The organism is Pseudomonas sp. A014, assembly GCF_052378495.1.
Lineage (GTDB): Bacteria > Pseudomonadota > Gammaproteobacteria > Pseudomonadales > Pseudomonadaceae > Aquipseudomonas > Aquipseudomonas machongensis.
The window spans coordinates 3,958,259-3,984,740 of sequence record NZ_CP199001.1; the positions used below are offsets into that span (position 1 = coordinate 3,958,259).

Consider the following 26,482-nt stretch of genomic DNA (forward strand, 5'->3'; position numbering starts at 1 on the left):
GGCCATTTCAAAGCGAAGTCTGAAAGGTTAGTGACATGATGCTTGAAACGTCTGCGGGGCTCGTCGATACGGCAGGCAGGATCTTTCACCCTCGCACGCCAGCCAAAACCCCAAGAGAACGCTCAGCATAGATCCCACAGGGGGAACAATATTGTCTGACAACAATGCCGCCAGAAAAGATGCAATAGATAAAGCCAGGCCCCTCGGCAGAATGGGTCCGGCATTCATCCATGCATTTACAGGGGAAAGAATATGCACGAAAACACCGAAATCCGTCGAGAGGTCTCGAACATTTCTTACATCCGACCTGTGCGCAACATCGCGCGTTTCGTGGTCATTCCCGCCGGCGTCGCGTTCTTCCACATCACCGAGCGTGCCACTGGCCGAGTCATGGGCTTTCGCCGCAGCCACCTGGCAGCCTGCGAACTGGCGCTAAGCCTGGATATCTAAGCCGCCTATCCCTTCGCCAGTTGCTGCAGCCAGGCAGCCTGACACTCCAGCGCTTCAGCCCGGCTGGCGAAGGCCGTACCGCGACGCTCGCCATCGACCAACACTACCCAGCATGCCCGCTGTCCCTGTGCCTGCAGCATCGCAGGTACACCAGAGCCTATCATCACTGCCACATTGACCCGGGATTGCATGACCCTCTCCATTTAATTAGCAAGCTAACTACATGGATAGAATACGACCCGCCAAGGCCGGGAAAAAGCGCTTGCCGGTAGAGCTGTATTGCATCAATCGCAACAAATCGAAATGCTTTCTGCTCCTGCGGAAACGCGAAAGGCCCCACGGATTGCTCCGCAGGGCCTTGCGCCGAGTGTCTCCGGTCAGATCTGCCGCTGATGGCGGTCGAGCTGCTCGTGACGCTCCTGGGCTTCAATGCAGTATTTGGTGGTCGGGCTGATCAGCAAGCGTTGCAGACCGATCGGCTCGCCGCTGTCGTCGCACCAGCCAAAGCTCTCGTCAGCGATACGGCCCAGGGCCATCTCCAGCTGCGGCAGCAGGCGCTGGTCGCGCTCGATGGCGTTGACCAGCCAATGACGCTCTTCCTCGACCGAAGCCACATCGGCCGGGTCAGAGGGCGTATCCAGGCTTTCGATGGTGGCGCGGCTCAGCTCGATGCGCTCATGGGTCTCGACTTTCATCGCTTGCAGCAGCGCGGTGAAGAACCCGAGCTGATCGGCATTCATGTAGTCATCGGCCGACATGGCCAGCAACTGTTCCTTGGTCATCGATTTCTCTATGAAAAAATGTGCATTTGGGCGATTCGGGTGCCGCCGGCGATGGCTCGCAGGCAGCGGAATTCTTCAAGCGCCAACCGGCACTCTTTTACAGGGGGCGGCAGTCTAAGGTGCCCGGCCCCGTGGGGCAACAGAAATGACAGAGGAATCTGCCGAATCGGACGGATTGCCCCGGGACCATACTCGGGGATGAACACCATCACGGACAGCGGCGCAGCCCCATTAATATGCAACAACAGCCGCCCTGCTGTCAGCCTGCAGCTACAATACCGAACGCTCTGGCTCGGGGTAGTGACAGGCTACCTCTACGCCACCTGTCGACGATGATCATCTGGGGGTTCCCCTTCGTAAAGGAACCTCAATCATGAGCCTTTCTACCCCCCGCCCACAGGTCGGTGATCTGGACTGCGAGATTGCCAAACACTTCCAGACGCGCCCCTCGCTTAAAGATGTGGCCAGTCGCATGCTCAAGCAGCAATGGTTGGCCCGCATGCTGGATCCCTCACTCGATCCGGCGACCCTATTCATTCGCAGCACAGGCAAGCCCGGTACGGAGCCCTACCAGCGCTCGCTGGTCAGCTTGCTGATACAGCGCTACATCTTCAAGACGACCCTCAACCTCACACCATTGCAAGACATACTGATCCAAACCCAGCCAAGCCTCGCCGACAAGACCCTGGACTCCTCACTCCACCCGATCGAGACCCTGATCGACGAAACCGCGCCGTTTCTGCTCAAGGAATATTGTCAGGCGCTGACCGACTATTGGACGGATGCAGACAAGCATCACGGCAAGTCGCCGTGGCAATGGTGCAGCCAGTACCTGCGCGAGCGCTACAAAACCGCGCTGGACGGCCATCGCAAAGAGCAATCCATGGATGACAGAACGCTGGCGGTTGCCCAACAACTGCTGGACAACACCTCGGATAACCCGGGTCTCGTTCTGCACAACGTGCGCCTGGACATGCTGATTAATTGGCAACTCGACCCGGACCTTGCCAGTGCCTTGTTGATCGAAAGCCCGGCCTCTGAGGGTAAGGAGGCCGTAACCTTGCTGTTCACCACCAGTGGTCGGTTACTGCAGTATCAAAGCCGTAACGCGATGCTGGCCAGGGGCAGGCGACGACTGCCCGCCTCATTGCCGCCTGCAAAGACAGTGATGCGCCTGATCAGAATCCCCGGGCGGCCATTCGACAATCAGGCCAGCGGTCTGTTGCAGCAACAGTTGCATGGCTCACTCATTGTCAGCTCGATACCCGATCAACTCCAGAGACCCGACGAACTGGCGCTCGCGCTCGACCGCACCACCTCGATGTTGAGCCTGTGTGGCATCGACGACACTGCGGCCCATGATCGCCTGGCCGCCGAGTTGCCGGAGTGGTTGCGCAATGCGCAACCAGGGCAACTGCAGCGCTATGCCCTGGTACTCACGGATATCGCCCAGACCTACGAGGGCGCCGGCAAGAAGGGCTGGCTGGACGGAATCCTCGACGCACAGACATTTGCCTATGCCAAGCTCTACGAGTGGATCCTCAAGGATCATCCCGATTTCGACCTTGACCTCAAGCAACTGCGTGCCGCGAACCATCAGGTCACAGCCGTCGCAATACCCGGGGCAGGTGCGCTGGAGACCAGTGGCAGCATTCATGTCGAACGATTCGATCTCGCGCAGTTGGCCATTGCCAACCTAGGGCTGCTGCAGCCTGGCAAGGTGGTGGTCGAATCTGTCGATGGCAGTGGCGTGCCGCCATGGTTCGACGAAACCTACCTGCGCGCACTGATCACCCAGGCAGACATCGCCAAGCACTATCCGCAAATGCTGCGCGCCAAGCTGCTCGACGACCCGCAAGCAGCACAGCGTCGCACAGCATTGTTGCGCAAGCAGTTGCGCAGCCAGTTGCCGCTGCTGGTCATGGACCTGAACCTGCGGGGCCTGACGTCGGGCCCTGACCTCTCCAAAGAGATTGGCCAACTGTTTACCAACCCGCAGCCCCAGTCGGTCGAGTGGTACCTTCGGCCATTCGCGTTGCAGTCTAGCCTCGATGCCAGCCCTGATCATGTGAGCAATACCTGGCTGATCGAGAAGAGTGCCGGCAATGACGGCCCATGCCTGCTCTATCGCCCACTGCTGGCCACGCCCCTATCTTACTTCCAGGACCGTATAGCACTGTTCGAGGCGCTTGCCACACCTGGCGACCTGCAGGATGACATCCTGCAACGGCTCCCGGAGCAGGCGCGCAAGGTATACGCCTACGGTGGTTTTCGCGAACCGCACCTGTTCCATCCAGGAGAGGACGACTGGGCAGTGCCGTTCGGCAAACCCGCCCCGGCATCGCTGTCGATCGAACCGCCCTGCCTAGACCCCGCATCAGCGCTGTACAAGGCCTGCGTGGAGGAAACCATTACCCAATTCAGCAGCCATGCACAAAGCAGCGAACAGACACGCTGGGCACGCTGGCAGACACTGGGTTGGCTGTTACTCAATACGGTACTGCCTTTCGCCCCCGAGTCCGTGGCCACCGCGGGCTGGATCATTCAGATGGAGAGCTCTTTTCTCCAGGCAACCAGCGACCGGCCACAGAACACCAGTGATCGCGCTGCCACCCTGGTAGAGCTGCTACTCAACCTCGCCACGCTGCTGTTCGCCCACGCCCGTCGCAGGATCGACCTGCAACGACCGCTGGAAGCCCCCACCGTCGACCCGCTGGCCACCCCAACCGTCGATCAGTTGCCGACACTGGTGAGCAGCGCCCCCGATCCACTGTTCGATTTTTCCTGGAGCAATCCCTTGTTCAAGCTTGACAGCGCCCAGCGTCAATCGCTGCTGGCGCTGCGTGCGCCCTATAAGGTCGCTGAACTGGGGCCTCCGATATCTCACGGTGCGTTGCAGGGCCTTTTCCTGCATGAGGCACGCACCTGGGTCTCACTGGACAGCGGTGTTTACGAGGTGCAGCTGGATCCGATAGCACAACGTCAGCGTATCATCGACGCCGCCAACCCGGACAAGCCGGGCCCCTGGCTTCGCCATGAAGAGAGTGGCCGCTGGGAGCTGGATCTGCGCCTGCATCTCAAGGGCGGCATGCCCCTGGGCAAGCGAATCGCACAACTCAAGGCCGAGAACGCAAAGGCCCTGACAACGCTGAATGCAACAATCATCGAGGAACGAGCACAGTCTCAAAGCCGCCAGCAGATGCTGATCGATGCACTGAAGGACGCCGAGGGCAAGGAAGATGAACCCTCGCTGCATAAATACCTGAGCACCGCCAAGGAGTGCTCGACGTTCTGGGCACAGCACCTCGAGCACCTAAGGCAACGCAACGAGCGCGCGGTACTGGAGAAGTACAAGGTGCGCCGTGCCTTTGCCCTATGCCAGCAAGTGCGCTGCGAACAGGAAGTCTTTCGTGCTCTGAATCGCTTGCATGACCCACTGCGCGCTCAGATGCTCGAAATATACGATCGGCAGAACAGTGGTCATGAGATAACCCCTGCAGAGGCCACCACCCTCGCTGAATGCATCGAGAAGATACTGCTGCTACTGGACCAGATGGTGGAGCACGGCCCCCTGCTCACTGAGCAAAGGGCACAACTCGAAAAGCTGCGTAGCGAGCACCAGACCGAGATTAGCGGCTACATCGAGGTGGTGGACAAAGGTGGCATCAAGCCCTCCTCGAACCTGGTACTGCGCTGGATGCGCATCGAGGCCTGCATCAACCGCATGACCATGCTCCAGCAACTGGATGAGGAAAGCTCCTTCTGGATTCAGCGCGCCTGGAACAACCTGCAGATGAGCATCACGCAGCACCTGCAACTGGCCAGATTGAAGAGCCCGGGAGAGGAAGTGACTGCCAGGGTCCTGAGCAGTATCACTGGCCAGCTCAGAACAGCTCGGCGACAGCTGAACAATCTGATCAGACATATGGATCCCGAGCGCAGCCGTGATGAATTCAAGCGTATGGAGCAGGATTTCGACGCGTTCGCCGACGATGTCGCCAGGGAGGCCGACGAGCTGCCTGAGTTCATCCCGGTCAGCACAGTCCAGCAATTGCGCGCACAACTGCCCGGGCTGATAGAGACACAGGAGCATGGCATCCTGCTGGGTACGGTACGTGAAGGCGAACCGAGCATCGTCGACATCCCCACCCCCGCCAGTGAAACACCCACTCGCAGCTACCCACTCAAGGACGATCGCTGGGTCGAGCTCGAAGCCGCTGTACCTGAGGCGCCTGTTGCCGCACAACCGCCCAAGCTCAAGCGCCTGCTCAAGAACGGCAGGTCGTGCATGACTGCGGCGCGCAAGGAGCTGGCGCGCCTGAGCAAGTCGTACTTGAACGACTACCTGCCGGTGGAGATAGAGGAAATTCTCAAGGACCATCGCGGCCGTCTCGACAGTGCCCGCGAGTCCATAGAACGCCGCCTCACTGCGGACAATGCCACCGATGAGGCGAGTGCAGGCGGCGACGCGGCGATCGTCATCAAGGAGATCGAGGACCTGACGGCACAGCTCACGACCGAAAGCATCAGGCTGCGCACCAAAGCGGCACTCAAGCAAAAACCGCGCATGGGTGAGCTGCAATTTCTGATCGAGCAGACCAACATAACGATCAAGCCTGTCGGCACGCGCAAAGCCTTGACCAAGGTCAAGGGCAGGCCTGCTGATTTCCTGGACGAATATGTCGTGCAGCACGACGGGCAGGCGATCTGGTATGCCCACTTCCACTATCGCTCAAGCACCGCCACCAGGGAGGATTTCGTTGCCGGCCATCTGAAACTGGCCAGTCAACGCTTTGCCCAGGGCAAGATGGTCACCAACCCGCACTCGCCGAATCAAGAAGAGGTGTACCGCAGCCCGATCTCATTGGCCGACGCAAAACAGTACTTCTTCACTGACTGAAACAGCGGGGCAGCGCCCTGGCGCTACCCCTCAACCTCAACAGTCCTTGAACTGCGCCTCGCGCTTGGCGATGAACGCTGCCATGCCTTCCTTCTGATCTTCCGTGGAAAACGCCGCGTGGAACACGCGACGTTCGAAACGCACACCCTCGCTCAGGCTCACCTCGAAAGCACGATTGACGCTTTCCTTGACCATCATGCTCACCGGAATCGACTTGCTGGCGATGGTCGCCGCCACCTTCAGCGCCTCTTCCAGCAGCTCGGCCTGGGGCACCACGCGTGCCACCAGCCCTGCCCGCTCGGCCTCCTCTGCGCCCATCAGGCGGCCAGTCAGGCACAGTTCCATGGCCTTGGCCTTGCCCACGGCACGGGTCAGGCGCTGGGTGCCGCCCATACCCGGCAGCACGCCGAGGTTGATTTCCGGCTGGCCGAACCTGGCGTTGTCAGCGGCGAGAATGAAGTCGCACATCATCGCCAGTTCGCAGCCGCCGCCCAGGGCGAACCCCGACACCGCGGCGATGATCGGTTTGCGCCGATTGGCGATGCGGTCGGCGTCGCTGAACAGGTCGTCAACGTAGATCTGCGGATACTTGAGCTCGGCCATCTCCTTGATGTCGGCACCTGCGGCGAAGGCCTTGGCAGAGCCGGTCAGGACCACGCAACCGATGTTCGGATCACGCTCGAGCTGGTCCAGGGCCTGATTGATCTCGGCCACGATCTGCGCGTTCAGGGCATTGAGCGCCTGGGGACGGTTGAGGGTGATCAGGCCGACCTTGCCGTGGATGTCCAGCAGGATTGTTTCGAATGCCATGCAAGCTGCTCCTTCAAAGATTGCGCGCAATGACCATGCGCTGAATGTCACTGGTGCCTTCGTAGATCTGGCAAACCCGCACATCGCGATAGATGCGCTCCAGCGGGAAGTCCTTCAGATAGCCATATCCGCCGAGCGTCTGCAAGGCATCCGAACAGACCTTTTCGGCCATTTCCGAGGCGAAAAGCTTGGCCATCGACGCCTCCACCAGCGCCGGGCGCCCGGCATCGCGCAGGGCGGCGGCATGCAGCACCATCTGCCTGGCCACGGCGATGCGCGTGGCCATGTCGGCCAGACGGAAAGCCACAGCCTGGTGCTCGACCAGCGCCTTGCCGAAGCTCTGGCGCTCCTTGGCGTAGTCGCGCGCGACCTCGAACGCCGCACGGGCCATGCCGACGGCCTGCGAAGCGATGCCGATACGTCCGCCCTCGAGGTTGGCCAGAGCGATCTTGTAGCCCTGCCCCTCGTCGCCCAGGCGATTGTCCACCGGTACCCGCACGTCATCGAAAACGATCTGGCAGGTGTCGGAGGCGTGCTGCCCAAGCTTTTCTTCAACCCGCACCACCTGATAGCCCGGCGAATCGGTGGGCACGATGAACGCACTGATCCCACGCTTGCCCGCCTCGGGATCGGTGACCGCAAAGACGATCACCACGCCGGCGTTCTGACCGGAAGTGATGAACTGCTTGCTGCCGTTTAGCACATAGTGATCGCCATCCAGACGCGCGCGCGTTTTCAGGCTGCTGGCGTCGGAGCCCGCCTGGGGCTCGGTGAGGGCGAAGGCGCCGATCATCGCACCGCTGGCCAGCGGCACCAGGTAACGCTGTTTCTGCTGCTCGGTTCCGAACTTCAGGATCGGCACGCAGCCCACCGAGTTATGCACGCTCATGATGGTCGAACAGGCGCCGTCGCCGGCGGCGATTTCTTCCAGGGCCATGGCGTAGGCGACATAGCCGGTGTCGCTGCCACCATACTGCTCCGGCACCAGCATCCCGAACAGGCCAAGCCCGGCCATCTCGTCGATGGCTTCACGCGGGAAGCGATGCTCCTTGTCCCACTGCTCGGCGAACGGTTTGAGGCGCTCCTGAGCGAAGTCCTTTACCGCATCGGCGATCTGTTGTTGCTCGTCAGTTACCAGCATGGTTCACCTCAGTACAGGCATTCGACCGCGATCGCCGTGGCTTCGCCGCCGCCGATGCAGATGGCCGCGATACCGCGGCGCAGGTTGTTCTGGCGCAGCGCCGAAAGCAGCGTCACCAGGATGCGCGCACCGGAGGCACCAATCGGGTGGCCCAGGGCACAGGCGCCGCCATGAATGTTGACCTTGTCATGGGGCAGGTCCAGGTGCTTCATGGCGGCCAGGGTGACGACGGCAAAGGCTTCGTTGATCTCGAACAGGTCCACCTGGGCAAGATCCCAGCCAGTACGTTTGATCAGCTTGTCGATGGCGCCGATCGGTGCGGTCGGGAACAGCGCCGGCGTATCGGCGAAGGCTGCATGACCGTGGATCACCGCCAGCGGCTTGAGGCCACGCTTGTCGGCTTCACTGCGGCGCATCAGTACCAGGGCCGCAGCGCCGTCGGAGATAGAGCTGGAGTTGGCGGCCGTCACCGTGCCGCCCTCGCGGAATGCCGGCTTGAGCTGGGGGATCTTGTCCAACCGCGCCTTGGGCGGCTGCTCGTCGTCCTTGACGAGCCGTTTCTCCTTGCCCTCGATGACCTCCACCGGCACGATCTCGGCGCTGAAGCGGCCATTCTTGATCGCGTCCTGGGCACGGGTCAGCGACGCAATGGCGAAGTTATCCTGGGCCTCGCGGCTGAAGGCCCCGGCCTGGGCGCAATCTTCAGCGAAGGTGCCCATCAGGCGACCTTTGTCGTAGGCATCCTCGAGGCCATCCATGAACATGTGGTCGATGATCCTGCCATGCCCCATGCGATAGCCGCCGCGGGCCTTGTCCAGCAGATACGGAGCGTTGGTCATGCTCTCCATGCCACCCGCCACCACCACATCGGCACTGCCGGCCAACAACAGGTCATGGGCCATGATCGCCGCCTGCATGCCAGAGCCGCACATCTTGTTCAGGGTGGTACAGGTGGTGTGCTTGCCCAGGCCCGCCCCGAGTGCGGCCTGGCGCGCCGGCGCCTGGCCAAGCCCGGCGGGCAATACGCAACCGAACAACACCTGCTCGACGCTGGCGGCATCGATGCCTGCACGCTCGACTGCGGCGCGGATCGCTGCGCTGCCCAGCTGCGGTGCAGTGAGGCTTTTCAGGTCGCCCTGCAGGCCACCCATGGGCGTGCGCACGGCACTGACGATGACGATCGGATCATTGACGAGGCTCATGAGCTCTTCTCCTTACTTGGCAGCCATGCGCAGTGCACCGTCGAGGCGGATCACCTCGCCGTTGAGCATGCTGTTCTCGATGATGTGGCGGGCCAGTGCCGCATATTCCTGCGGGCGGCCGAGACGTGGTGGGAATGGCACCCCGGCGGCGAGCGAATCACGCACTTCCTGGGTCATCCCGGCCATCATCGGCGTCTCGAAAATGCCGGGAGCGATGGTCATCACGCGGATACCGAAGCGCGCCAGTTCACGGGCGGTCGGCAGTGTCAGGCTGGCAATCGCGCCCTTGGAGGCGGCGTAGGCCGCCTGGCCGATCTGCCCGTCATAGGCGGCGATGGAGGCGGTATTGATGATCACACCCCGCTCACCGCACTCGTCCGCAGGGCCTTCGGCCATGGCCGCTGCGGCCAGGCGCAGCATGTTGAAGCTGCCAATCAGGTTGACATTGATCACCTTGGCAAAGCTTGCCAGGCCATGCGGCCCCTGTTTGCCCAGGACCTTCTCGGCGCCGACGATCCCCGCGCAATTGACCAACCCGTGCAGGCCATCGAAGGCGCTGACGGCCGCCTCGACCGCTGCCTGGGCGGCCGGCTCGCTGCTGATGTCGGCCACTGCGAAGCGGGCGTTGTCACCCAGCTCCCGCGCCTTGGCTTCGACCGCCTCGGCGTTGAGGTCGACCAGCATCACACGGGCGCCGGCCTCGACCAGCATTTGCGCTGTAGCGGCGCCCAGCCCGGAGGCGGCGCCGGTGACGATGAAACTTTTGCGTTGAACGTTCATTGAGGTCTTCCTTCAGGCGCCAGCAGGGGTGGCCTGCGCAGCGCGTTGCTTGGCAATTTCCTGATTGCGCAGGATGAAGCGTTGCAGCTTGCCGCTCGGGGTCTTGGGCAGCTCGCCGACGAATTCGATTTCACGCGGGTAAGCGTGGGCGTACAGGCGCTGGCGCACATGTTGGCGCAAGGCCTCTTCCAGTTCAGGGCTGGCGCTATGCCCTGCGGCCAGCACCACGAAAGCCTTGATCAGCTCGGTACGCTGGGGGTCAGGCTTGCCCACCACCGCCGCCTCGATCACCGCCGGGTGTTCGATTAGCGCGCTCTCCACATCGAACGGACCGACGCGGTAGCCGGAGGTGGTGATCACATCGTCGCTGCGGCCGACGAAGCTGATGCTGCCATCGGTGTTGAGCTCGACGGTGTCGCCGGAAAGGTAGTATTTGCCGATGAACGCCTTGGTGGGAACGCCGTGGTAGCCGCCGAACCAGCACAGCGGCGACTGCTCGCGGTCGACTGCCAGTATCCCCGGCTGACCGGCAGGCAGCTCGTTGCCAGCTTCGTCCAGCACCACGATGCGATGCCCGGGGATGGCGAAGCCCGCCGACCCCAGGTTTACCGGGTGCGCCAGGCCATGGTGGTTGCACAGCACCATGCCCAGCTCGGTCTGGCCATAGTGGTCGTGGATGGTCACGTTCAAGGCGTCGGCGAACCAGCGGATCACTTCGGGATTGAGCGGCTCACCGGCGCTGCTGACCACCCGCAGACGCCCCTTGATCGGTGCCGAGAACGCCTCACCGGCTGCGATCAGCAAGCGATAGGCGGTGGGCGAGCCGGCCAGGTTGCTGATGCCCAGCTTGTCGATGATCCGTGCACAGCTCTCGACGCTGAACGGACCATCGTAGAACGTGGTGGCGTGCCCCAGCGCCAGGGGGCCGGTAACCGCGTAGTACAGGCCATAGGCCCAGCCCGGATCGGCCAGGTTCCAGAAGCTATCGTCAGGGCGCAGGTCGATGGCATCGCGCATGTAGCCCTGGAAGGCGACAATCGCCCGCAGCGGGACCTCGAGTGGTTTTGCCGGCCCTGTGGTGCCGGACGTGAACATCAACAGGAAGGGGTCGTCGCCGCTGCGCATTACCGGCTCGCAGTGATCGCTTGCCGCCTCCAACGCCTGCTGGAAATCCAGCTCGTGCGCCGCAGCACCGACCGTGATGATCGTCGGGCAGCCGCTGACATCGTCCAGCTTGGCGCGGTTGTTGCGATCAGTGACCACCACCCGGGCGTGGGACTGCTCCAGACGGTGCTCGATGGCCTTGGGACCGAACGCGGTGAACAACGGCTGGTATACCGCCCCCAGTCGCCAAGTGGCGAGAATCGTCACCAGCAGTTCTACGGTACGTGGCATCAGGCCGGCGACCCGGTCCCCGGGCCCCACGCCCTGTTCCTTCAGAACATTGCCCATGCGAGCCGCCATGACCTGCAGCTGCTCGAAACTGTAGCGCGCGCCGTTACCTTCCTGGTCTTCACAGATCAGCGCAGGCAGGTTGCGGCCGACATGCCGGTCGCAGCACTCGACACAGGCGTTAAGTGCTTGCAGGTTGCCCTGCAAGGCGTTTGCGGCAACCCGGTCATATTCGAATGCTCGCGCGGCCTCGGCGTAATCACGCATCGTCGGACTCCTGATTTCTTGTTGTTGGAGTTGAACCCTAGGTCCGACGATAGTCGCGCCGCCAGCGCTTGTGGACAATGGCAAAAGCGCTCATCAGGCATGATCGGTTTGGCCACTGTAGCCTCAGCGCCCTGAGCGTTCAGCCAAGCCCCCGCTCCCGGCCAATCAGCATTTGCCGGGTCAGTTCACGTATCATCTCGAGCTCCTCGACGTCCCGCCGACTCTCCAGCGCCTCGATCTCCAGGGCCAGATTCTCGGCCGAAATCTGGTCGGCCCTGGCCTGCAGCGCCGCCAATCGTGTCTGATGGTCTGTTTCGACGCGCTCGAAGACCGCATCATGGCGCTCAAGCATATAGCGCCGCCAGAACGCCTGCCGGCTCATGCTTTCACCCAGGGCTTCGATCGACTCCGCTGCCCTCACCGCCACCAGCGCATCCTGAAGCTGGCTGTCAGTCACCTCGGCCGCCGAGGCATAGTCCATGAACCGCGAAGTGAACGGTAGGCTCAGGCGCTCCCTCAGGCTCACTCGGTAGTACAAGCGCACTGCAAGCTGGTCGACACTATCGCCGGCTTCGATCCGGCGACGGATGTCGGCACGAGCGAACGCGTCCAACTGGTCCAGGCGAAACAGCCCCTGACCGAGTGTGATCAGCTCACTGCCCCGCTCATGCAAGGTGTTGGCATCGGCACGCGCAATCGCGGCGCAGCGCTGCAAATCACTGAAACGGTCACTGACCGCATTCAGGCAGGTCAGGTTGTCGTCGGCCAGCGCGTAAAGATGGTTGCGCAGGTCAGTGTCGGCGTTGATGGCATTGAGCAGAGACCAAACACGCGTCGACAGCACCGCTGGCACCTGAGCATGGTCCTGCGTGAGCGTCAGCCACCCCAGCAACTGGAAGAACCCATCGCTGTCCGGCATCGCCTGCAGCGTGTCCCATTGGAACAGCTGCGCGTTGTACAAGGCCGAATCGCCGCTGTCCAACCACGAAGCGCGCACCACGTCGACATTCTGCCGGGTCAGTCGCTCTGGTAGGTGCAGATGCTCCTGGATCGCGTCGAGAGCATAGAGCCCTCGCAGCTCAACGCTCGACAAAAGATTGCCTTCGACCATGAAACCGCGGCGGAAGACATTCGGCATCTGCAGGATGGCCGCTGGCACGACAGGAATCTGGTTGTCGCGCAGGTCGGCGCGCTCAAGAAATCCGCACTGCTCCAAACCGTCCGGCCAGGCACCCAATCGGCAATGGCGCACACTGATTTCGCGCAGTTGCGGAAGGTGATTGAAGCGCAAGATCAACGCCCCTAACGGATTGTGGCTCAGGTCCAGCTCGTTCAGATGTTGCAGGCCCGTCAGCACCTGGACACCTGCTTCATCGAGGCGAATGTCGTTACGCGCCAGTCGCAGACGACGCAGCTCAACCAGGTGAACGATACCTCGTGGCAAGGCCAGCAGATGATTGCCGCTCAGGTTCAGCTCCCTCAAAGCGCTGAAGCAATGCAGGAAGTCGGTCGGCACATGAGTGAGCGAGGTGTCGCTGATGACCAGCGTGGTAACGTTGGCGAACGTCGTCGGGTGGACGAACTCGGGCAAGGTCTGCAGTTGTACGCCACTGATCACCAGGGTCTGCTGCCCGTCCTGAAGGCGCCAGGCCTGGCGCATGCGCTCGGCAGCCTGGACGCGGGCAGCGTGGCTACGGCCGCCAAGCCCGGCGCTGAGCCAACCCGAGAGTGCCCTCTCCAGTCGCTCATAATCGCCTTCAAGCTCGGCCAGCCGCCGGTAAAGGGACCCAGGCGCTTGCTGCATCCGACTCAGTCGCGCCTCAAGCTGCGCGGGTAAAAGATCAGGATAGATCGCGCGCAGACGGTCCAGTAGCGGCTGCCAGGAGGAGCCAGGCTGCCCGCGTCCACTGAGCGGATACCCAACACGCCCATCAGCCATGCGCCGTCCAGGGTTGAACCAGGATTTACGTGGGGTCCAGCCCAGCAGACTTACACGCTCACTGCGTGTGCTCGGTAGTTGCGCACGCAACGCCGCACGCAGCAGCAGACCTGCATTCGTACCTGTGAGCCCCAGTGAGGTCCGTACCTCGACCGGTAGCGCGTCGACCAGCGCCTGTGCCATAGAAAACGCGGGCTCACCCTGCTTCCGACCGCCATGGTCGTAGCGTTGGAACTGGCAATCCTTATGCACCAGTGTGACTTGCGAGCCAGTGTCGGCAACAGGTCCGACGGCCTTGACCACCCGTCCATCAAGGGTTCCTTCACGCAGCACCAGGCGCAACGTCTGCGGCCATCCGGGTAGCCGTGCTGCCAGCGCCAGAACCAGTTCGGCACCCTCGTCGCTGTATACATTATCCAGGTAAAGCGACTCGCAGGCGCGGCTCAAGCGAGCCAGTTGCAGCAGTGACCGGGCGTCGTTCGCCACTGCCAGCGGTACGCGTGATTCAACCTCGGCGATCGTGCGCAGACGGCTCGACACCTGGGCGGTTGCCTGCACGGCATACCGTGCAGGCAACCCGGGAAAGTCACGCTGCAACAGCGCACACAGCGGGTCTGCAGGCGGGTTTTCGGTAACCAGATACTGGAAAAGATCGCGGCGCAGCACCGGCTCCTGCGCCAGCAAGGCAACACGCAGCCCGGCACTGTCCGCCTTGTGCAAGCCTGGCAACGCCAGGCACCACGCCTCGATACGTGCATCGTCCACAGGTAGCTGGTCCTCGGCCAACGCCTTGAAGAACGCCGATACCTGTCGGTCCGCATCGAAGCGCCGCAACGTCTCGCGCAGGTTGGCCGGAACCTCACGGCTATCCACCAGCAAGCCACGCAACTCTTCGACATCGATGTCCGCCATGTCGAGAACGGCCAAGGCATCGGTGCGGGTCAACGCCGGGTCCAGGGGCCATAGGCTCTGCAGCATCCGAGCCTCGTCCGACCACTCCAGCGGTCGCTCCAGGCGCAGCCGCCAGCCACGCTCGCCGACGGTTTCCAGCGCAGGACCGTAGGCAGCCACACGACGCGGGTGACGCACGCGCCAGCCACCTTGAGCCGACGGTTGGTGCACGGCAAAGAAACGATTGCCAACCCGCAGCCAGCGCGAGTCGGCAGTGCGATACAGCCCGTCATCCTGCAAGCGCGGCTGTAGCGGCTCGTTAACATAAGTATCCAGCGCGCTTGACCAAAGACGCGTGCCGACGCCTTGCACGTCGACAGGCTTCAGACCATCAACATAGCTGCTGCGGGCGAACCCCCGTGCAACCACCGCAGCCCCCCCAGCCAGCGCCGCCGTGACCGCAACGGTCTCGGCCACACCGAGCAGATGCTCAAGGGCTTCATGTTGATGACCACGGGTCCAGTCCGCAGTCCCTTCGAACACCTGCGAGAGCGTCTGCTCCACCAACTGGCCAAACAAAATCGCACCGATCGCAGGAATGAACAGCCCTGCCAGATTGGCCAAGCCAAGCCCGATCGACTGCCACGCCTGCAGGCGTGACTGGGTCGCAGCATGATCCGCGTCAGCGGTCGGGACCAGCACGTACCGTGCGTCGGACTTCACCCGCTGCACCTGCTGCGCCACCAGCTCCGCGAACAACTCGCCCTGCACTGTCCTGCCTTCGATCTGTAGATCCGGGCTGGCATCGGCCAGACGTTTGCCCAGTGTCTGCAGGAACGTCGGCCGCTGTTCAAACGCAACCAGACCACTGAAGAACTCAAGGTAAGCCTTGTCCTCGAGCGCGGTGACCATAGCCGCACTCAGGTCTTCCCACGAGTCATAACGCCGCAGAGCAAGCTGCGGGTCACTGGGCAGGTACAGCATGACACCCTTGCTCACACCTGCAGCGTCCCGCAGTGCGATGGTCAGGCCATCAGTGATACTGCAACCCAGCACCGTCAGCATGCCGGAATAACCTCGCAGCAGCGTCTCATGCTGCTCGGGCACACCTTGGGCGATATCCTGCAAAGCAATCTGCTCAAGCGCCGATATCTCTCCCTTGAGCGCTGCGATCTCGATCACAAGGCTCAGGCTCGAGCGCTTGTCCTCGGCCAGCAGCGCGCAGTTCGATGCACTGAAAACCTGCGCTAGCTGAGCCTGGTAAAGGCTGCCGACATTTTTCTTGCGGCAGTCGCGTGCCAGATCGTTCGCCGGACCTGACAACACAACATCAGCCCCCGGATGCACAAGCCCACTGCCCTCGAGCGCGGCGTCGTCGGCGTGAAAGTTCTGCATCAGTCGCAGCAACCCTGGCTGTCGCACGTAACCCGGTCGATAGAACGGCCAATGCACTCCCGGAACCAGGCCGAACTCGCGCCTGACATCCAGCCACTGCAACTGATCGAGCTTACAGTCCTTGGGCAACCGGTCGCCGAGCAGAGCTGTGAATTGCTCAAGTACGAAGGTGTGCAGCGGGATCAGGTCGAGCGTTGCCGCACGCACCTTGTCCTGGCTGACCCGGCTGCTCTTGAAGCGATCGCGCAGACGGTTGATCTGGGCAGGTGAGGCACGCTTGAGCCATTCGGGCAACCCGGTGCGGATAAAGTCATCGACTGCATCGGCAACACTGGGCTTACCGACGGTCAAGGGAGGGATAGATGTCATGGGAGAGGCTCCTTTCGCAAATCGCGTCATGCACTTTCGCTGGACCGTCCGGGCCATGGCAGGAGGAATGAGCTCCGGTCATGGCCTGCGGCTGATCGGCCTAGCGACCTGCGTCCAGTGCATCGCGGGTCAAGCGCAACGCCAATGCCTGCAAGTCGGCCTCACGCGACTGCTTCAACGCTTTGGCCTCGGTCACGTACTCCAGATCGGCGAGCTCGTCCCTTCGTTCGTCGAGTGCCGACATCTGCTCGTCCGAGGGCGCTTCGATGGCCGCAAACTGTGCGGGCTCGGTTTCTCGCAAGTAGTCGAGCCAGAAGTCGCGTTTGCTGATGAACTGCGCCAGCTCATCACCTGCCTCCGCTTCACGAACGCGTGCCACCACGGCGTCGAGATCAGCACGGGTCACGCCAGCAATCGTCTCGAACTGCAGGCTCCGTGCCTGGCCTGGAAGGTCAAGTTCACGGGCCAACCCCACCCGATAGGCCAGGCTCACCTCGACCTCATCGACCCCGGCCCCATTCTCGACCCGCTGCACCATATCGTCCCGAGCGTACTGCTCGACCCTGTCGAGACGAAACAGCCTGCGCCCTAGCATCAGTCGGGTACTTTGGGCTTGCGCTGCGGGCACATCGCGCAAACCGTTGGCAATGAACGCCCGCACCTGAAGAGCGCTGAAGCAAGAAGCCACGCTGTCGACGCAGGTGGTAGGGTTTGCCGCAATGTTGAAGATGTCTTCACGCAACCGCGTATCAAGCTCTATGCCGTCCAGCAGCGCCCAGACACGCTGCTCGAGATCTGTGCGGGCCAGACGGAAATCGCTGCTCTGCACCAGTCGTCCGAGCAACGCGAACAGCTCCTCGCTCCCCTCTTCCTCAGAAAGCCGATCCCATTGCGCTGCTCGCCGCTCACGCTCGCCCTCTTCAAGGTGCTCTAGCCAGGACTCCCGAGCATTGAAGGTCGAAGGCACGGCCTGGCTAGGCACATGGCCCGACAGTCGCTCAGCATAATCGCCAGTCAAGGGGTTGCCCTCCAGTCGCAACGCCTGACGCACAGAGAGAGGCGCTTGCAACAGCGCGTCAGGGAGTTCGCTGATGCCGTTGTCGCGCAGATCGATATACTCCAGCAGTTCGGCCTGTACCAGGTCCGCAGGAAACACGCTCAATTGAGTCATACGCAGCTCGAGCTCGTAAAGACGTTGAAGCGGTCGCAACGACAAGCTGAACGTCTGCAACGGATTGCGACTGAGATTCAGGATACGTAAGCGCTGCAGCCCCTCCAGCGCCGAGTAGGCGGTGGCATCCATCTGCAGTTGGTTGCGTGACAGATTGAGTGTGCGCAGGCTGGTCAGCAGGTGCATCTCGCCAGGCAGTTCGGACAACATATTGTTGCTGAGGTTGAGGCTGCGCAGATGGCCAAAGTTTCTGAGGAACCCAGCAGGCAATGCCGAAAGCCCCAGATTGATCAGGTTCAGCTCCAGGACATGCCGAAAATTGGTGCCTGCTGGCAGGACCGGCAGTTCACCAACCGGCACACCAATTAAGCTCAGGCGCATGCCTGGCTCGTTGTTGCCACCCCGTACGATTGGACCTTCGATACGCCAGCTGCGCAACAACTCATCGGCCAGCAATTGACGCGCACTTCTCGCCGAGGCGAGCGGGGGATCCTGAACCCAGGTTCGCAAGGCGCGATTCAAGCTGCGAAATTCCAGCTCCTCACTGAGCAGGTTGGTGAACGCCGAACCCGGCGAATTCCCGAGCAGTTCGACATAGGTCTCGACCTGCCCATCGCTGAACCCCGGATACAACGCCCGCACGCGGTCGCGCAAGGTCCGCGCCGCCGAGGAGCCGGAACTGGCACGACCGCTGAGGGGATAACCGTAGCGACCATCAGGCATGCGCCTGCCTGGGCGCAAGCTGGGACGGATCTCGCTCATCCCCAGCAAACTGATCACTTTGTCACGCCCGGCGGGCAACCAGCTGAGCAGATCCCGGCGCATCGCCGTCGCTCCCGCCTCACCCGACCAGCCCAGGCGATCAAGGTGCTCGCCCGGCAGGTAGGCCAGCAGGCTTGCAAACAGATCGCGGGGCGACTCAGGTGCATCAACTGCCTCGAGGCCATCCTGGTATACACGCACCCCTCCTTCTGCCCAGACCAGTGTCCACAGCTCACCCGCCGTAGAAGAGGGGAACAGGCGACTGGTCAAACGACCGAAAGCACTGCCCTCACGCACCTCGAAGTTGATCCGCATAGGCCATCCAGCATGGCGACGCAGCAGGCCAAACACCAGTTCAGGCAGATCATTGCTGTAAGTGTTGCCAAGCACCAGTGCCTCGATCGCCCGGGCAATCCGTGCCGACTGCAAGGCTTCGCGCGCCTGCTCGGCGAGTGCCAGCGGGATGCGGTTACGGCTGTTCATTTGCTCAACGAGCGCGGCGTTCTCCTGGGACAGCAGGTCGAGCGCATAGGCCTCGGGCAATCCGGGAAAGTCACGTTGAATCAAACTCAGGTCTACACCCTCCGGCACTTCTGGCGTAGAAAAATGCGCCATCAGCGCATGGCGTAGTCGCGGCGCATCGTCGCTAATCTGTCCGGCAAGTTCACTTCCGTCCAACGCCGGGTCCACCAGTTGCTCCAGGCAGTAGTCGAACAACGACGAGTCCGCGCCATGGGCAATGTCTTGCTCAAGGGCGTTGAAGAACCTATCGATGCGTGCGCTGGCCGTGAAGCGCAGCAACGTATCGCGAAGCACTGCGGGCAGGGGACGCCGCTCCACGGCGAGCCCCCGCAAAGCGGCCTCGTCCATGCTACTGATTCGTAGAACCTGAGTGATACCCACGTCGTCGAGCTCGGCCGCACGCGGCCACAAGTGCGTCAGCAGGGTGCGCGCGCCCTGCCACTCTCCTGGCCGTTGCCAAGCCAGGTGCCAGGCGCCCTCGCCATTGCCGAACAGCATGGGCCCAAAGCCCGCACGACCATCGGTACGGCGCAGTTGCCATTCATCGGAATTGTCGGGCTGATGCACAGAATGGAAGTACCCCTCCTGCTGCCACCAGTGATTCACGCCATCGCTGTACAAGCCGTTTTCGTCCAGCACCGCCCCGCTGGGCAAGGCCTGCTCGCGAAAAGGTGAAAGGTCTTCATGCCAGAGGCGGTGGGTGCCAGGCTGGGTAGACACCGGCACCAGCTCATCGACAAAAGCGCTACGGCTGAAGGCCCGTGCGACGTAATGCCCCGCACCTGCCAGTGCAGCATTGACCGCGACGCTTTCGACCACTCCGAGCAGGTGCTCCAGTGCCTCATGCTGGTGACCGCGTGCCCAGTCATCGACGCCTTCGAATACCTCCCCCAGTACTTGTACCACCTGTGCGCCGATCAACATCGCATTAAGTGCCGGGACTAATAATCCCCCCAACTGCACGAATGTTTCACCCACACTCTCCAGGGCACGGAGCTTGGCCCATTTGCGCTCGGTATTGGCGTCCTGGGTGGGAACCGCAAGATAGCGCGCATCACTACGCAGCCTATTTACCTGCCCGTCGGCCAGGGCGACGAAGACATTGCCTGCCAGTACTTCGCCCTCCGGCTCCAGATCGGGTTTGGCATCTTTCAGGCGGACACTCAACCGTTGCAGACAGCTCGCCCGATCCTTGAGAGCCATGCGTTCGATGAGCTTCGCCTGGTTCGCGGGGTTCTGCAGGCGCTTCACCAACGCATCCTGCAATGCATGCCAAGAGTCGAATCGGCATAGCGGCTGGTCTGGCAGGTACAGCAGGACTGCCTGGACGCGCAGGCTCGCCCGCACCCCACGCGGCCAGACGTTGGCCAATTCGACGGTCAAGGCCCCCTCCAACGGGTGGCCGAGCAATGCCAATTGCCGCACCCTGACGATGTCGTAGCTGGCGTGAACCGCGGGCTTGCCGGCACTGACCAGGCGTAGCAGATCAAGGTCGGCTCGCACCAATGACTTTTTCAACGCGGCAATTTCGATGGCGAGGTCGAAGCGCTGACGCTTGTCTTCGGCCAACAGCGCAACGGTGGACGAGTCGAACACCTCCGCCAGGTGGGCCTGATAGCGTTTGCCGATATCCAAGCGGTTACAAGCCCTAGCCACTCCCTTGGCGTCAGTGAACAACGCCGGAGCATTGCGGTCATCGGACTGCTCGGCGACGAACCCAGTGCCCTCGCCAAACTCGGCATCGTCAGGAAAGTTCTGCAGCAGATGGTAGAGCGCCGGATGATGAGACTGGTAGGTATTGAACGCCTGGTTTCCCGGCAACGAGAACTTGGTCCAGCGCTCACGCCACAACACCGACAGCAGGTCGATCTTCAGGCCCAGATCGCGTTCCAGTGTCAGCTGCAGCAATGGCAGGGCAAACGCTTGCAGAGGCACCAGGCGCAGCAAGGCTGTTGCCAAGCCCTGCTCGGTTTGACGATGAGCTGCGAAGCCGTCTCGCAGCGCCTTGATCTGCGCCGGCTGCGCCTTGCTAAGCCAGTCGGGTAGGTTTTCGCCAATGAACTCATCAACAAGGTCTGCTTTGGGTGCCGCCAGAGGGGTGGTCATCGAAGGTACCTCATGTTGGGAACCACCACCTTGGTGCAGGCACCACTCGGCATTCAGCCGGAATTCTTGCCTTGTACCTGCGAGCCACCCAATACGAAGGCCCGATACCCTCCTGGGTTGCAGCCAAACCACTTACGAAACGCGCGATAGAACGAACTGGCGTCGGCAAACCCCAGGCGTTCGGCGATATCGCTCATCGCCAGCGAGCCCTCGCTCAGCCAGTCGATCGCCAGCTGTCGGCGTACGCTATCCTTGAGCCCCTGGTAGGTCTGCCCTTCCTCTGCCAAGCGACGGCGCAAGGTCGATAACGACAGGCACAGGTCGCGGGCCAGACGTTCGGCGTCGGGCCACTGGCCGGGGTCGAGCTTCCCCAGGATGCGACGCACACGTCGGGCGAGGCTGTCGGGATCTCGGTATTTGACCAGGATATTGCCCGGAGCCTCGGCGAGAAATTTCTGCAACTCCTCGGGCGTGCGCCTGAGGGGCAGCTCAAGACAATCGGCGGCGATGATCATGCGCGTACGCGGGCGCTCGAACTGCAGGTTCTCGGAGAACATCACCCGGTAATCGTCGCAAAACGGCGGCTCAGCACAACGCAGGTCAATGGCGAGAATGGGAATGCGTCGGCCCGCCAGCCAGCAGGCAACGCCATGGACAATCATCCAGAACGTAAAGTAGGTGAACGCACGCCGGGGCTCATCGCGCGGTTCGTTGATAGTGATCTCGGCCAGGCTCTGCTGGCGCACCAGCCCGGGCTGCAGGTCTTCGAGCATCAACGAGAGAAACCCCAACGCAGTCTCCAACCCTGCGCCAAGCGTGGGCTGCGCCATGCTTGCCTGGCACATGAACGAGAGGCTGCCGCTACGCAGACCGCGCGGGTCCATCGCGAAGAATTCGTCGTTACATCGACGTGCCAGCAAGCGCCAGAGACGCGCGTAGGCATCGGCACCAACGCGCGCTTCAGCTTGCTCGAAGCTGCGTTCATCGATTCCCGCACGCCGCAGCAGCGCTGCGTCAGCCTTGCCCTGCGGGCAGGTCTGCAGCAGCGCTTCGCGCACCAATTGCATGGAAATCGTATCTTTGTCGCTCATTGGCTATCCAGATTGCCCAATGCAGGCCATCTTAGGGCCATGACGAAAAAAGGCCAGCTCCTGAACAATTCATGTACCGGGTCTGCTGAGCCTCACTCGGTCTGACGTGCCAGTGCCTGGCGGGTCAGCTCGAGCGCCTTGGCATCTACTGCCGACTCACACTCCGCAATGATCGCTCTGCCTTGAGCGTCGTACTCGGCATCCGTGAGGCTGTGACGACGGGCAAACACAGCCTCCATTCGCGTCACGAACGGTTCGCGTATCAACCCGAAGGCTGCTTCGTGATGTCTTTGCAAGCGATCAAGCCAAAAGCTTCTATGGCTGATGTCCACCGCCAGCGCATCACTGGCCTCTGCCTCGAGCACGGCGGCCTGCGCCGCCTGCAGATCTTGCTGACTCACCCCGGCGATGGTCTCGAACTGCATCGTACGCGGTTGGCCTGGCAAGTCGAGGGCTTGCGCCAACCCTACCCTGTAGGCCAGGCTCACCTCCACCTCATCGACGCCTCGCCCACCGGCGCGGCGCTGCCTGACGTCCTCTCGGGCGTAGGCTTCCACTTGGTCGAGACGGAAGAACCTCCGTGCCAGGTCCAGCAATTGCGTCTCGACCTCGTCCGCTGAGCCGCTCTCGACGGCAGTACTGAGCATCTTGACTTCCAGCAGGCCGAAGGTCGAAATCACACTGTCCACGCAGGTGCGTGGCTCACTCGCAAGCGCAAACAACTGTTCACGCACAGCCGTATTCCGTTCGACCATGTCGAACATGGCCCATACCCTGGCCTCCAGGTGCGCCCGCGCCAAGCGAAAATCGCTGGTGTCCGCCAGTGCGTGAATCAAGCCAAAGAAATCGGCGCTTCCCGGTTCCGCCTGCAGGCGGTCCCATTGCGCGGCGCGGGTGACCCGTGACGCATCGTCGAGCCGCTCCAGCCAGCGCGTGCCATCGTGTACGTCGCTCTCGGCCTCGCTCTCAGACGTCCAGCTCGGGTCGATCCACAGGTCACGGTACTGCTCGGGTAGCGGATTCCCCACCAGCGCGAGCCTTCGCCGCCACTGCCCAGCCCGGTTGCGCAGGCTCAGCGGCAAGGCGGTGATTTGGTTGTCGCGCAGATCGACATAGTCCAGGGAGACCCCCAGTGCCAGATGTCGCGGGACCTCGGTCAGACCAACATTGCGCAGACCCAACTGACGCAGACGCGGCATTTGATCCAGCGCCAGCCCGAACATCCCGAGCGGGTTTTCGCTCAAGTCCAGCATACGCAGTTGGCGCATCTGCCCGAGTAAGGCAAGGCCTGCTGCATCGATGTGGAGCTCGTTTCGCGAAAGCGTCAGTTCACGTAGATGCGGCAATGCAGAAAGCGCCGGGGGGACTACGGTCAACCTGTTACTGTCCAGATTCAGGGTCAGCAAACTGCCAAATGGCTGTAGAAAGCCCGTGGGAAGATCGCGCAGTTGCATGTGCGACAGGGTCATCTCACTGACGTGACTGAACCCCTCATGCCCGGAGAGATCCGGCAGCTCGGCCGCATCCAGACCGGACAGTACCAGCACCATACCAGGGTCGCCGTTGCTATGCGCCCTGCCAGCCAATCCTTGAAAACGCCAGCAGCGACGGATTTCATCAGCCACCTGACGTCGCTGTCGACGCGTCGCTGCACCGTCTTCATCGTCGGCCCAGCTCTGCAGGTCACGGTCAAGTTGCACATAGCTTTGCTCCTGCTCGAGCAAGGCTGTGAAGGAAGATCCAGCTGCCTTTCGCTGAACCCTGGATAGAGGCTGCGCACCCGATCCTCCAGCGTGCGTTCGGCCACATGACTGCCGCGCCCACCACGGCCACTCATCAAATAGCCAAAACGCCTGTCCGGAAGGCGGACCGGTGGGCGGAACGTCGGTTTGGGCGGCTGCACATTCAGCAGTTCGAGTACCTGGGTCCGGCTGTTCGGTAGACGGCGCCGGAGGTCGGCACGCATTGCTTCGATGGCTGCCTGGCCCGTCCATCCCAGCCGCTGGCGGTCTGCCTCGGGCAGAAAATGCCACAAGCACTCCAACAGCCCACCCGCGCCCTCGGTTTCGACGAGCAGACGCGTGCCATCCTCGAACACGTGCATCTGCCCTGCGAGCCATACCAGTACCTTGGGCTTGCCCCCTGTATCAGCCGGGTACAGGCTTGTGATGAGCCGTCCGTCGACAGCGCCTTGGCGTACCTCGAAGTTGATTTCGCGGGGCCAGGCCGGCTCCCTGCGCAGCAACGCGAATATCAGTCTCGGCAGCTCTTGCTGGTAGGCGTTGTTGAGGTACAACCCTTGCAATAATCGGCAAATCCACGCCTCGTGCAACGCCAGCCGCGCGCGTTCCGCCAATGCCAGGTCCAAACGTCCGCTGCTTCGCAAGCGCTGTTGCTGGACGGGGCTTACACGGTCAAGCAGATCGGCGGCATACACATCAGGCAAGCCGGGGAAATCACGCTGTATCAAGGCAGTGTCCGTGCGCCCGCCCGGCTGCTCGGTCAAATGTGCCATGAGCTCCTCACGCAACATGGCAGCGTCATCAAGCATGGCTTGTACACGAGCCTGAGACGTCATTTGCTCAAGCTTGAGGCGATTGCTGCAAAAACGCATCAAGTCCACCTCAGCAGTTTGCGGGCTATGATGCAACGCGAGAAAGAACTGGTCGATTCTTCCATCAGCGGCGAACCGGTTGAGGGTGTCACGCAGCCCAGCAGGAAGCGCTCGTTGCTCGGCGACGAGGCGGCGCAAGGTCGAGTGGTCAATATCGGCGATCGACAAAATCGACTTGATCCGCTGCTCATCGAATTCGGAGGCCAGCGGCCACAAGTGTCCGAGCAAAGACGACTCGCCCTGCCATTCCTGCGGGCGCTGCCAGGCCAGGCGCCAACCGTATTCACCGTTCCATTGCAACGCTGGAGCAAAGCCCGACTTGCCGTCGCCTCGTTGCAGCCGCCATTGAGCTGCAGCGATATCACGACGAACGCCGTGAAGGTGGCCTTGATGCAGCCACCAACGCTCGTCGCCATGTCGGTACAGGCCATCGGGGCCGCGTTGCGCGTGCTGCGGCACATTCCTGGCGCGGTAAGGTGCCAGCTCATGGGCCCACAATCGCCCTGTGCCTGGCCGTGGCTCGACAGGAGCCAATTCCTGCACGAAACCGCTACGTTGGAAACCTCGGGCTACCGCCGCCCCACCCGCAGCCCCCAACGCATTGACAGCAACCAGTTCGGCGACGCCAAGCATGTGTTCCAAGGCTTCGTGTTGATGACCGCGCGACCAGTCGACAGCGCCCTCGTAGACCTCGTCAAGCACCTGCACCACCGTTGCCGCGAGAAACAACTGACCCAGCCCTGGCACAAACAGCGATGCCGCCTGTAGCAAGTTCATGCCGACGGACTCCAGTGTCAGCAACCGTTGCCACTTGACCTTGTCATCGACGTCCGCCACTGGCACCAGCAGGTAACGGGCATCATCCTTGATCTGCTTCACCTGCAACTCGGCGAGCTCGGCGAACAGGGCTTTGCCACAGCCCCTGCCGAGGACCTCCAGGTCAGGCACCGCATCGCTCAGACGCTTTTTCAACATCGCCTGGAAGCCGATGCGACTGTCGAGGGCAATCAGCGCGAGCAAGGCTTCATGCTCGCGCGGGGTCGCGAGCATCGTGACCAGATGAGTAACGACGCCGTTCAAATCGGCAAATCGCTGCAGTGGTCGATGAGGCAAAAAAAGCAATATGCCCGCGCTATCGGAAGGTCCCGATGCATTCGCATGCTCCGACAGCTCTATGAGCAAGGCGCCCAATACCGCGTGACCCAGCAGATAAAGGTGCTTCACCTTCACACTCGGGAGCGTCGGATTCACTGTCGACACGCTTCCCAGAAGGGGCTCCAGCGCCGCCAGCTCGGCCGCCTCGATGCGACCCTGCACAACCGCAAGCTGAGCCGCCAGCGCCAGGCGCCTGGCTTTCTCCTCGGCCAGCAATGCGCTGACCGAATCATCCAGTACCTGCTCAAGATGCGTTTGGTAATGCGCGCCAGCATCAACTTGGCGACACACCTGTGCCAACCGGGCGGTATCCACGAGCAGCTTCTCGCTGGTCAGAGACGCATGGGGTCCGGCCTTGATCAGACCAGTGCGGTGGTCAAAGTTAAGCCCCGATACGAAGTTCTGCATCAGGTGGTTCATCGCAGGTTCAAAGGTGAAATGATTGACCAGCGTCTCTCCACCTAAAAGGCTGTAATTGTCCCACCGCTGGCGCCATAAGCTATTGCGCAAGTCCAACCGGACCTTCAGCGTGTTTTCCATTGCCGTATTCAGGAGGCTACAGGCGAAGTCTTGGGGAGCCTTCAGCGCCTTGAACGCGGCCTGAAGACGTGCTTCCACCGCACGGTGCTCGTCGAATCGGCGTCGCAAGGTCGTGATTTGCTCGGCCGAAGCGGCATGCAGCCAGACAGGCAGGTTGTCCACGATGAAGCTGTCAGTGTGATCGAGTCTGAGGGTGGGCATAG

The 26,482-nt window shown here is 62.0% G+C and carries 14 protein-coding genes; 2 read left to right on the top strand and 12 right to left on the bottom strand.

The genetic code is table 11. From position 1 onward, the window contains the following. Positions 1–252: 252 nt before the first annotated feature. Entirely contained in the window at positions 253–450 is a 198-nt protein-coding gene (locus ACTYOL_RS18480) for a hypothetical protein (RefSeq protein WP_063545549.1), read from the top strand. A 5-nt stretch (positions 451–455) separates the two neighbouring features. Here the strand turns inward: ACTYOL_RS18480 and ACTYOL_RS18485 are convergent, their stop codons facing one another. Continuing rightward, on the bottom strand, positions 456–641 hold the full coding sequence (locus ACTYOL_RS18485; protein ID WP_153774797.1) for a hypothetical protein: 186 nt from the start codon (positions 639–641) through the stop codon (positions 456–458). 186 nt (positions 642–827) lie between these two features. After that, positions 828–1,232, bottom strand: coding sequence for a TraR/DksA family transcriptional regulator (locus ACTYOL_RS18490; protein WP_054894328.1), 405 nt, complete (start codon positions 1,230–1,232; stop codon positions 828–830). Between the two features lie 373 nt (positions 1,233–1,605). On the opposite strand from ACTYOL_RS18490, the gene ACTYOL_RS18495 reads away from it, so the two are divergent. After that, entirely contained in the window at positions 1,606–6,132 is a 4,527-nt protein-coding gene (locus ACTYOL_RS18495; RefSeq protein WP_444756892.1) for a hypothetical protein, read from the top strand. Between the two features lie 36 nt (positions 6,133–6,168). Here ACTYOL_RS18495 and ACTYOL_RS18500 read toward each other — a convergent pair whose 3' ends face one another. The 10 genes from ACTYOL_RS18500 to ACTYOL_RS18545 all read right to left on the bottom strand — a co-directional run bounded on the left by ACTYOL_RS18500 (position 6,169) and on the right by ACTYOL_RS18545 (position 26,480). Continuing rightward, complete coding sequence (locus tag ACTYOL_RS18500) at positions 6,169–6,942, bottom strand: enoyl-CoA hydratase (protein ID WP_197893401.1); 774 nt, start codon at positions 6,940–6,942, stop codon at positions 6,169–6,171. Positions 6,943–6,955: 13 nt separating this feature from the next. Continuing rightward, positions 6,956–8,083 carry an acyl-CoA dehydrogenase family protein gene (locus tag ACTYOL_RS18505; RefSeq protein WP_197893402.1) on the bottom strand — a complete coding sequence of 376 codons (1,128 nt, stop codon included), beginning with the start codon at positions 8,081–8,083 and terminating at the stop codon, positions 6,956–6,958. A gap of 8 nt (positions 8,084–8,091) precedes the next feature. Next, positions 8,092–9,285 (bottom strand): acetyl-CoA C-acyltransferase, encoded by a 1,194-nt coding sequence (locus ACTYOL_RS18510; RefSeq protein WP_197893403.1) that lies wholly within the window; start codon positions 9,283–9,285, stop codon positions 8,092–8,094. 12 nt (positions 9,286–9,297) lie between these two features. Further along, entirely contained in the window at positions 9,298–10,065 is a 768-nt protein-coding gene (locus tag ACTYOL_RS18515) for an SDR family NAD(P)-dependent oxidoreductase (protein WP_197893404.1), read from the bottom strand. 12 nt (positions 10,066–10,077) lie between these two features. Continuing rightward, a complete protein-coding gene (locus tag ACTYOL_RS18520) occupies positions 10,078–11,724 on the bottom strand; it encodes an acyl-CoA synthetase (protein WP_197893405.1) in 1,647 nt (548 codons plus the stop codon). A 139-nt stretch (positions 11,725–11,863) separates the two neighbouring features. Continuing rightward, positions 11,864–16,318: an NEL-type E3 ubiquitin ligase domain-containing protein gene (locus tag ACTYOL_RS18525; protein WP_444756893.1), complete on the bottom strand. Its 4,455-nt coding sequence runs from the start codon at positions 16,316–16,318 to the stop codon at positions 11,864–11,866. Between the two features lie 100 nt (positions 16,319–16,418). Further along, positions 16,419–20,879 carry an NEL-type E3 ubiquitin ligase domain-containing protein gene (locus tag ACTYOL_RS18530; RefSeq protein WP_444756894.1) on the bottom strand — a complete coding sequence of 1,487 codons (4,461 nt, stop codon included), beginning with the start codon at positions 20,877–20,879 and terminating at the stop codon, positions 16,419–16,421. Positions 20,880–20,932: 53 nt separating this feature from the next. Then, complete coding sequence (locus tag ACTYOL_RS18535) at positions 20,933–21,970, bottom strand: AraC family transcriptional regulator (protein WP_444756895.1); 1,038 nt, start codon at positions 21,968–21,970, stop codon at positions 20,933–20,935. A 92-nt stretch (positions 21,971–22,062) separates the two neighbouring features. Then, the gene (locus tag ACTYOL_RS18540) at positions 22,063–23,520 is read right to left on the bottom strand and encodes an NEL-type E3 ubiquitin ligase domain-containing protein (RefSeq protein ID WP_444756896.1); all 1,458 of its coding nucleotides are present in this window, start codon (positions 23,518–23,520) and stop codon (positions 22,063–22,065) included. Beyond that, complete coding sequence (locus tag ACTYOL_RS18545) at positions 23,436–26,480, bottom strand: dermonecrotic toxin domain-containing protein (protein WP_444756897.1); 3,045 nt, start codon at positions 26,478–26,480, stop codon at positions 23,436–23,438. The genes ACTYOL_RS18540 and ACTYOL_RS18545 overlap by 85 nt, the downstream gene beginning before the upstream one ends. Positions 26,481–26,482 lie beyond the last annotated feature (2 nt).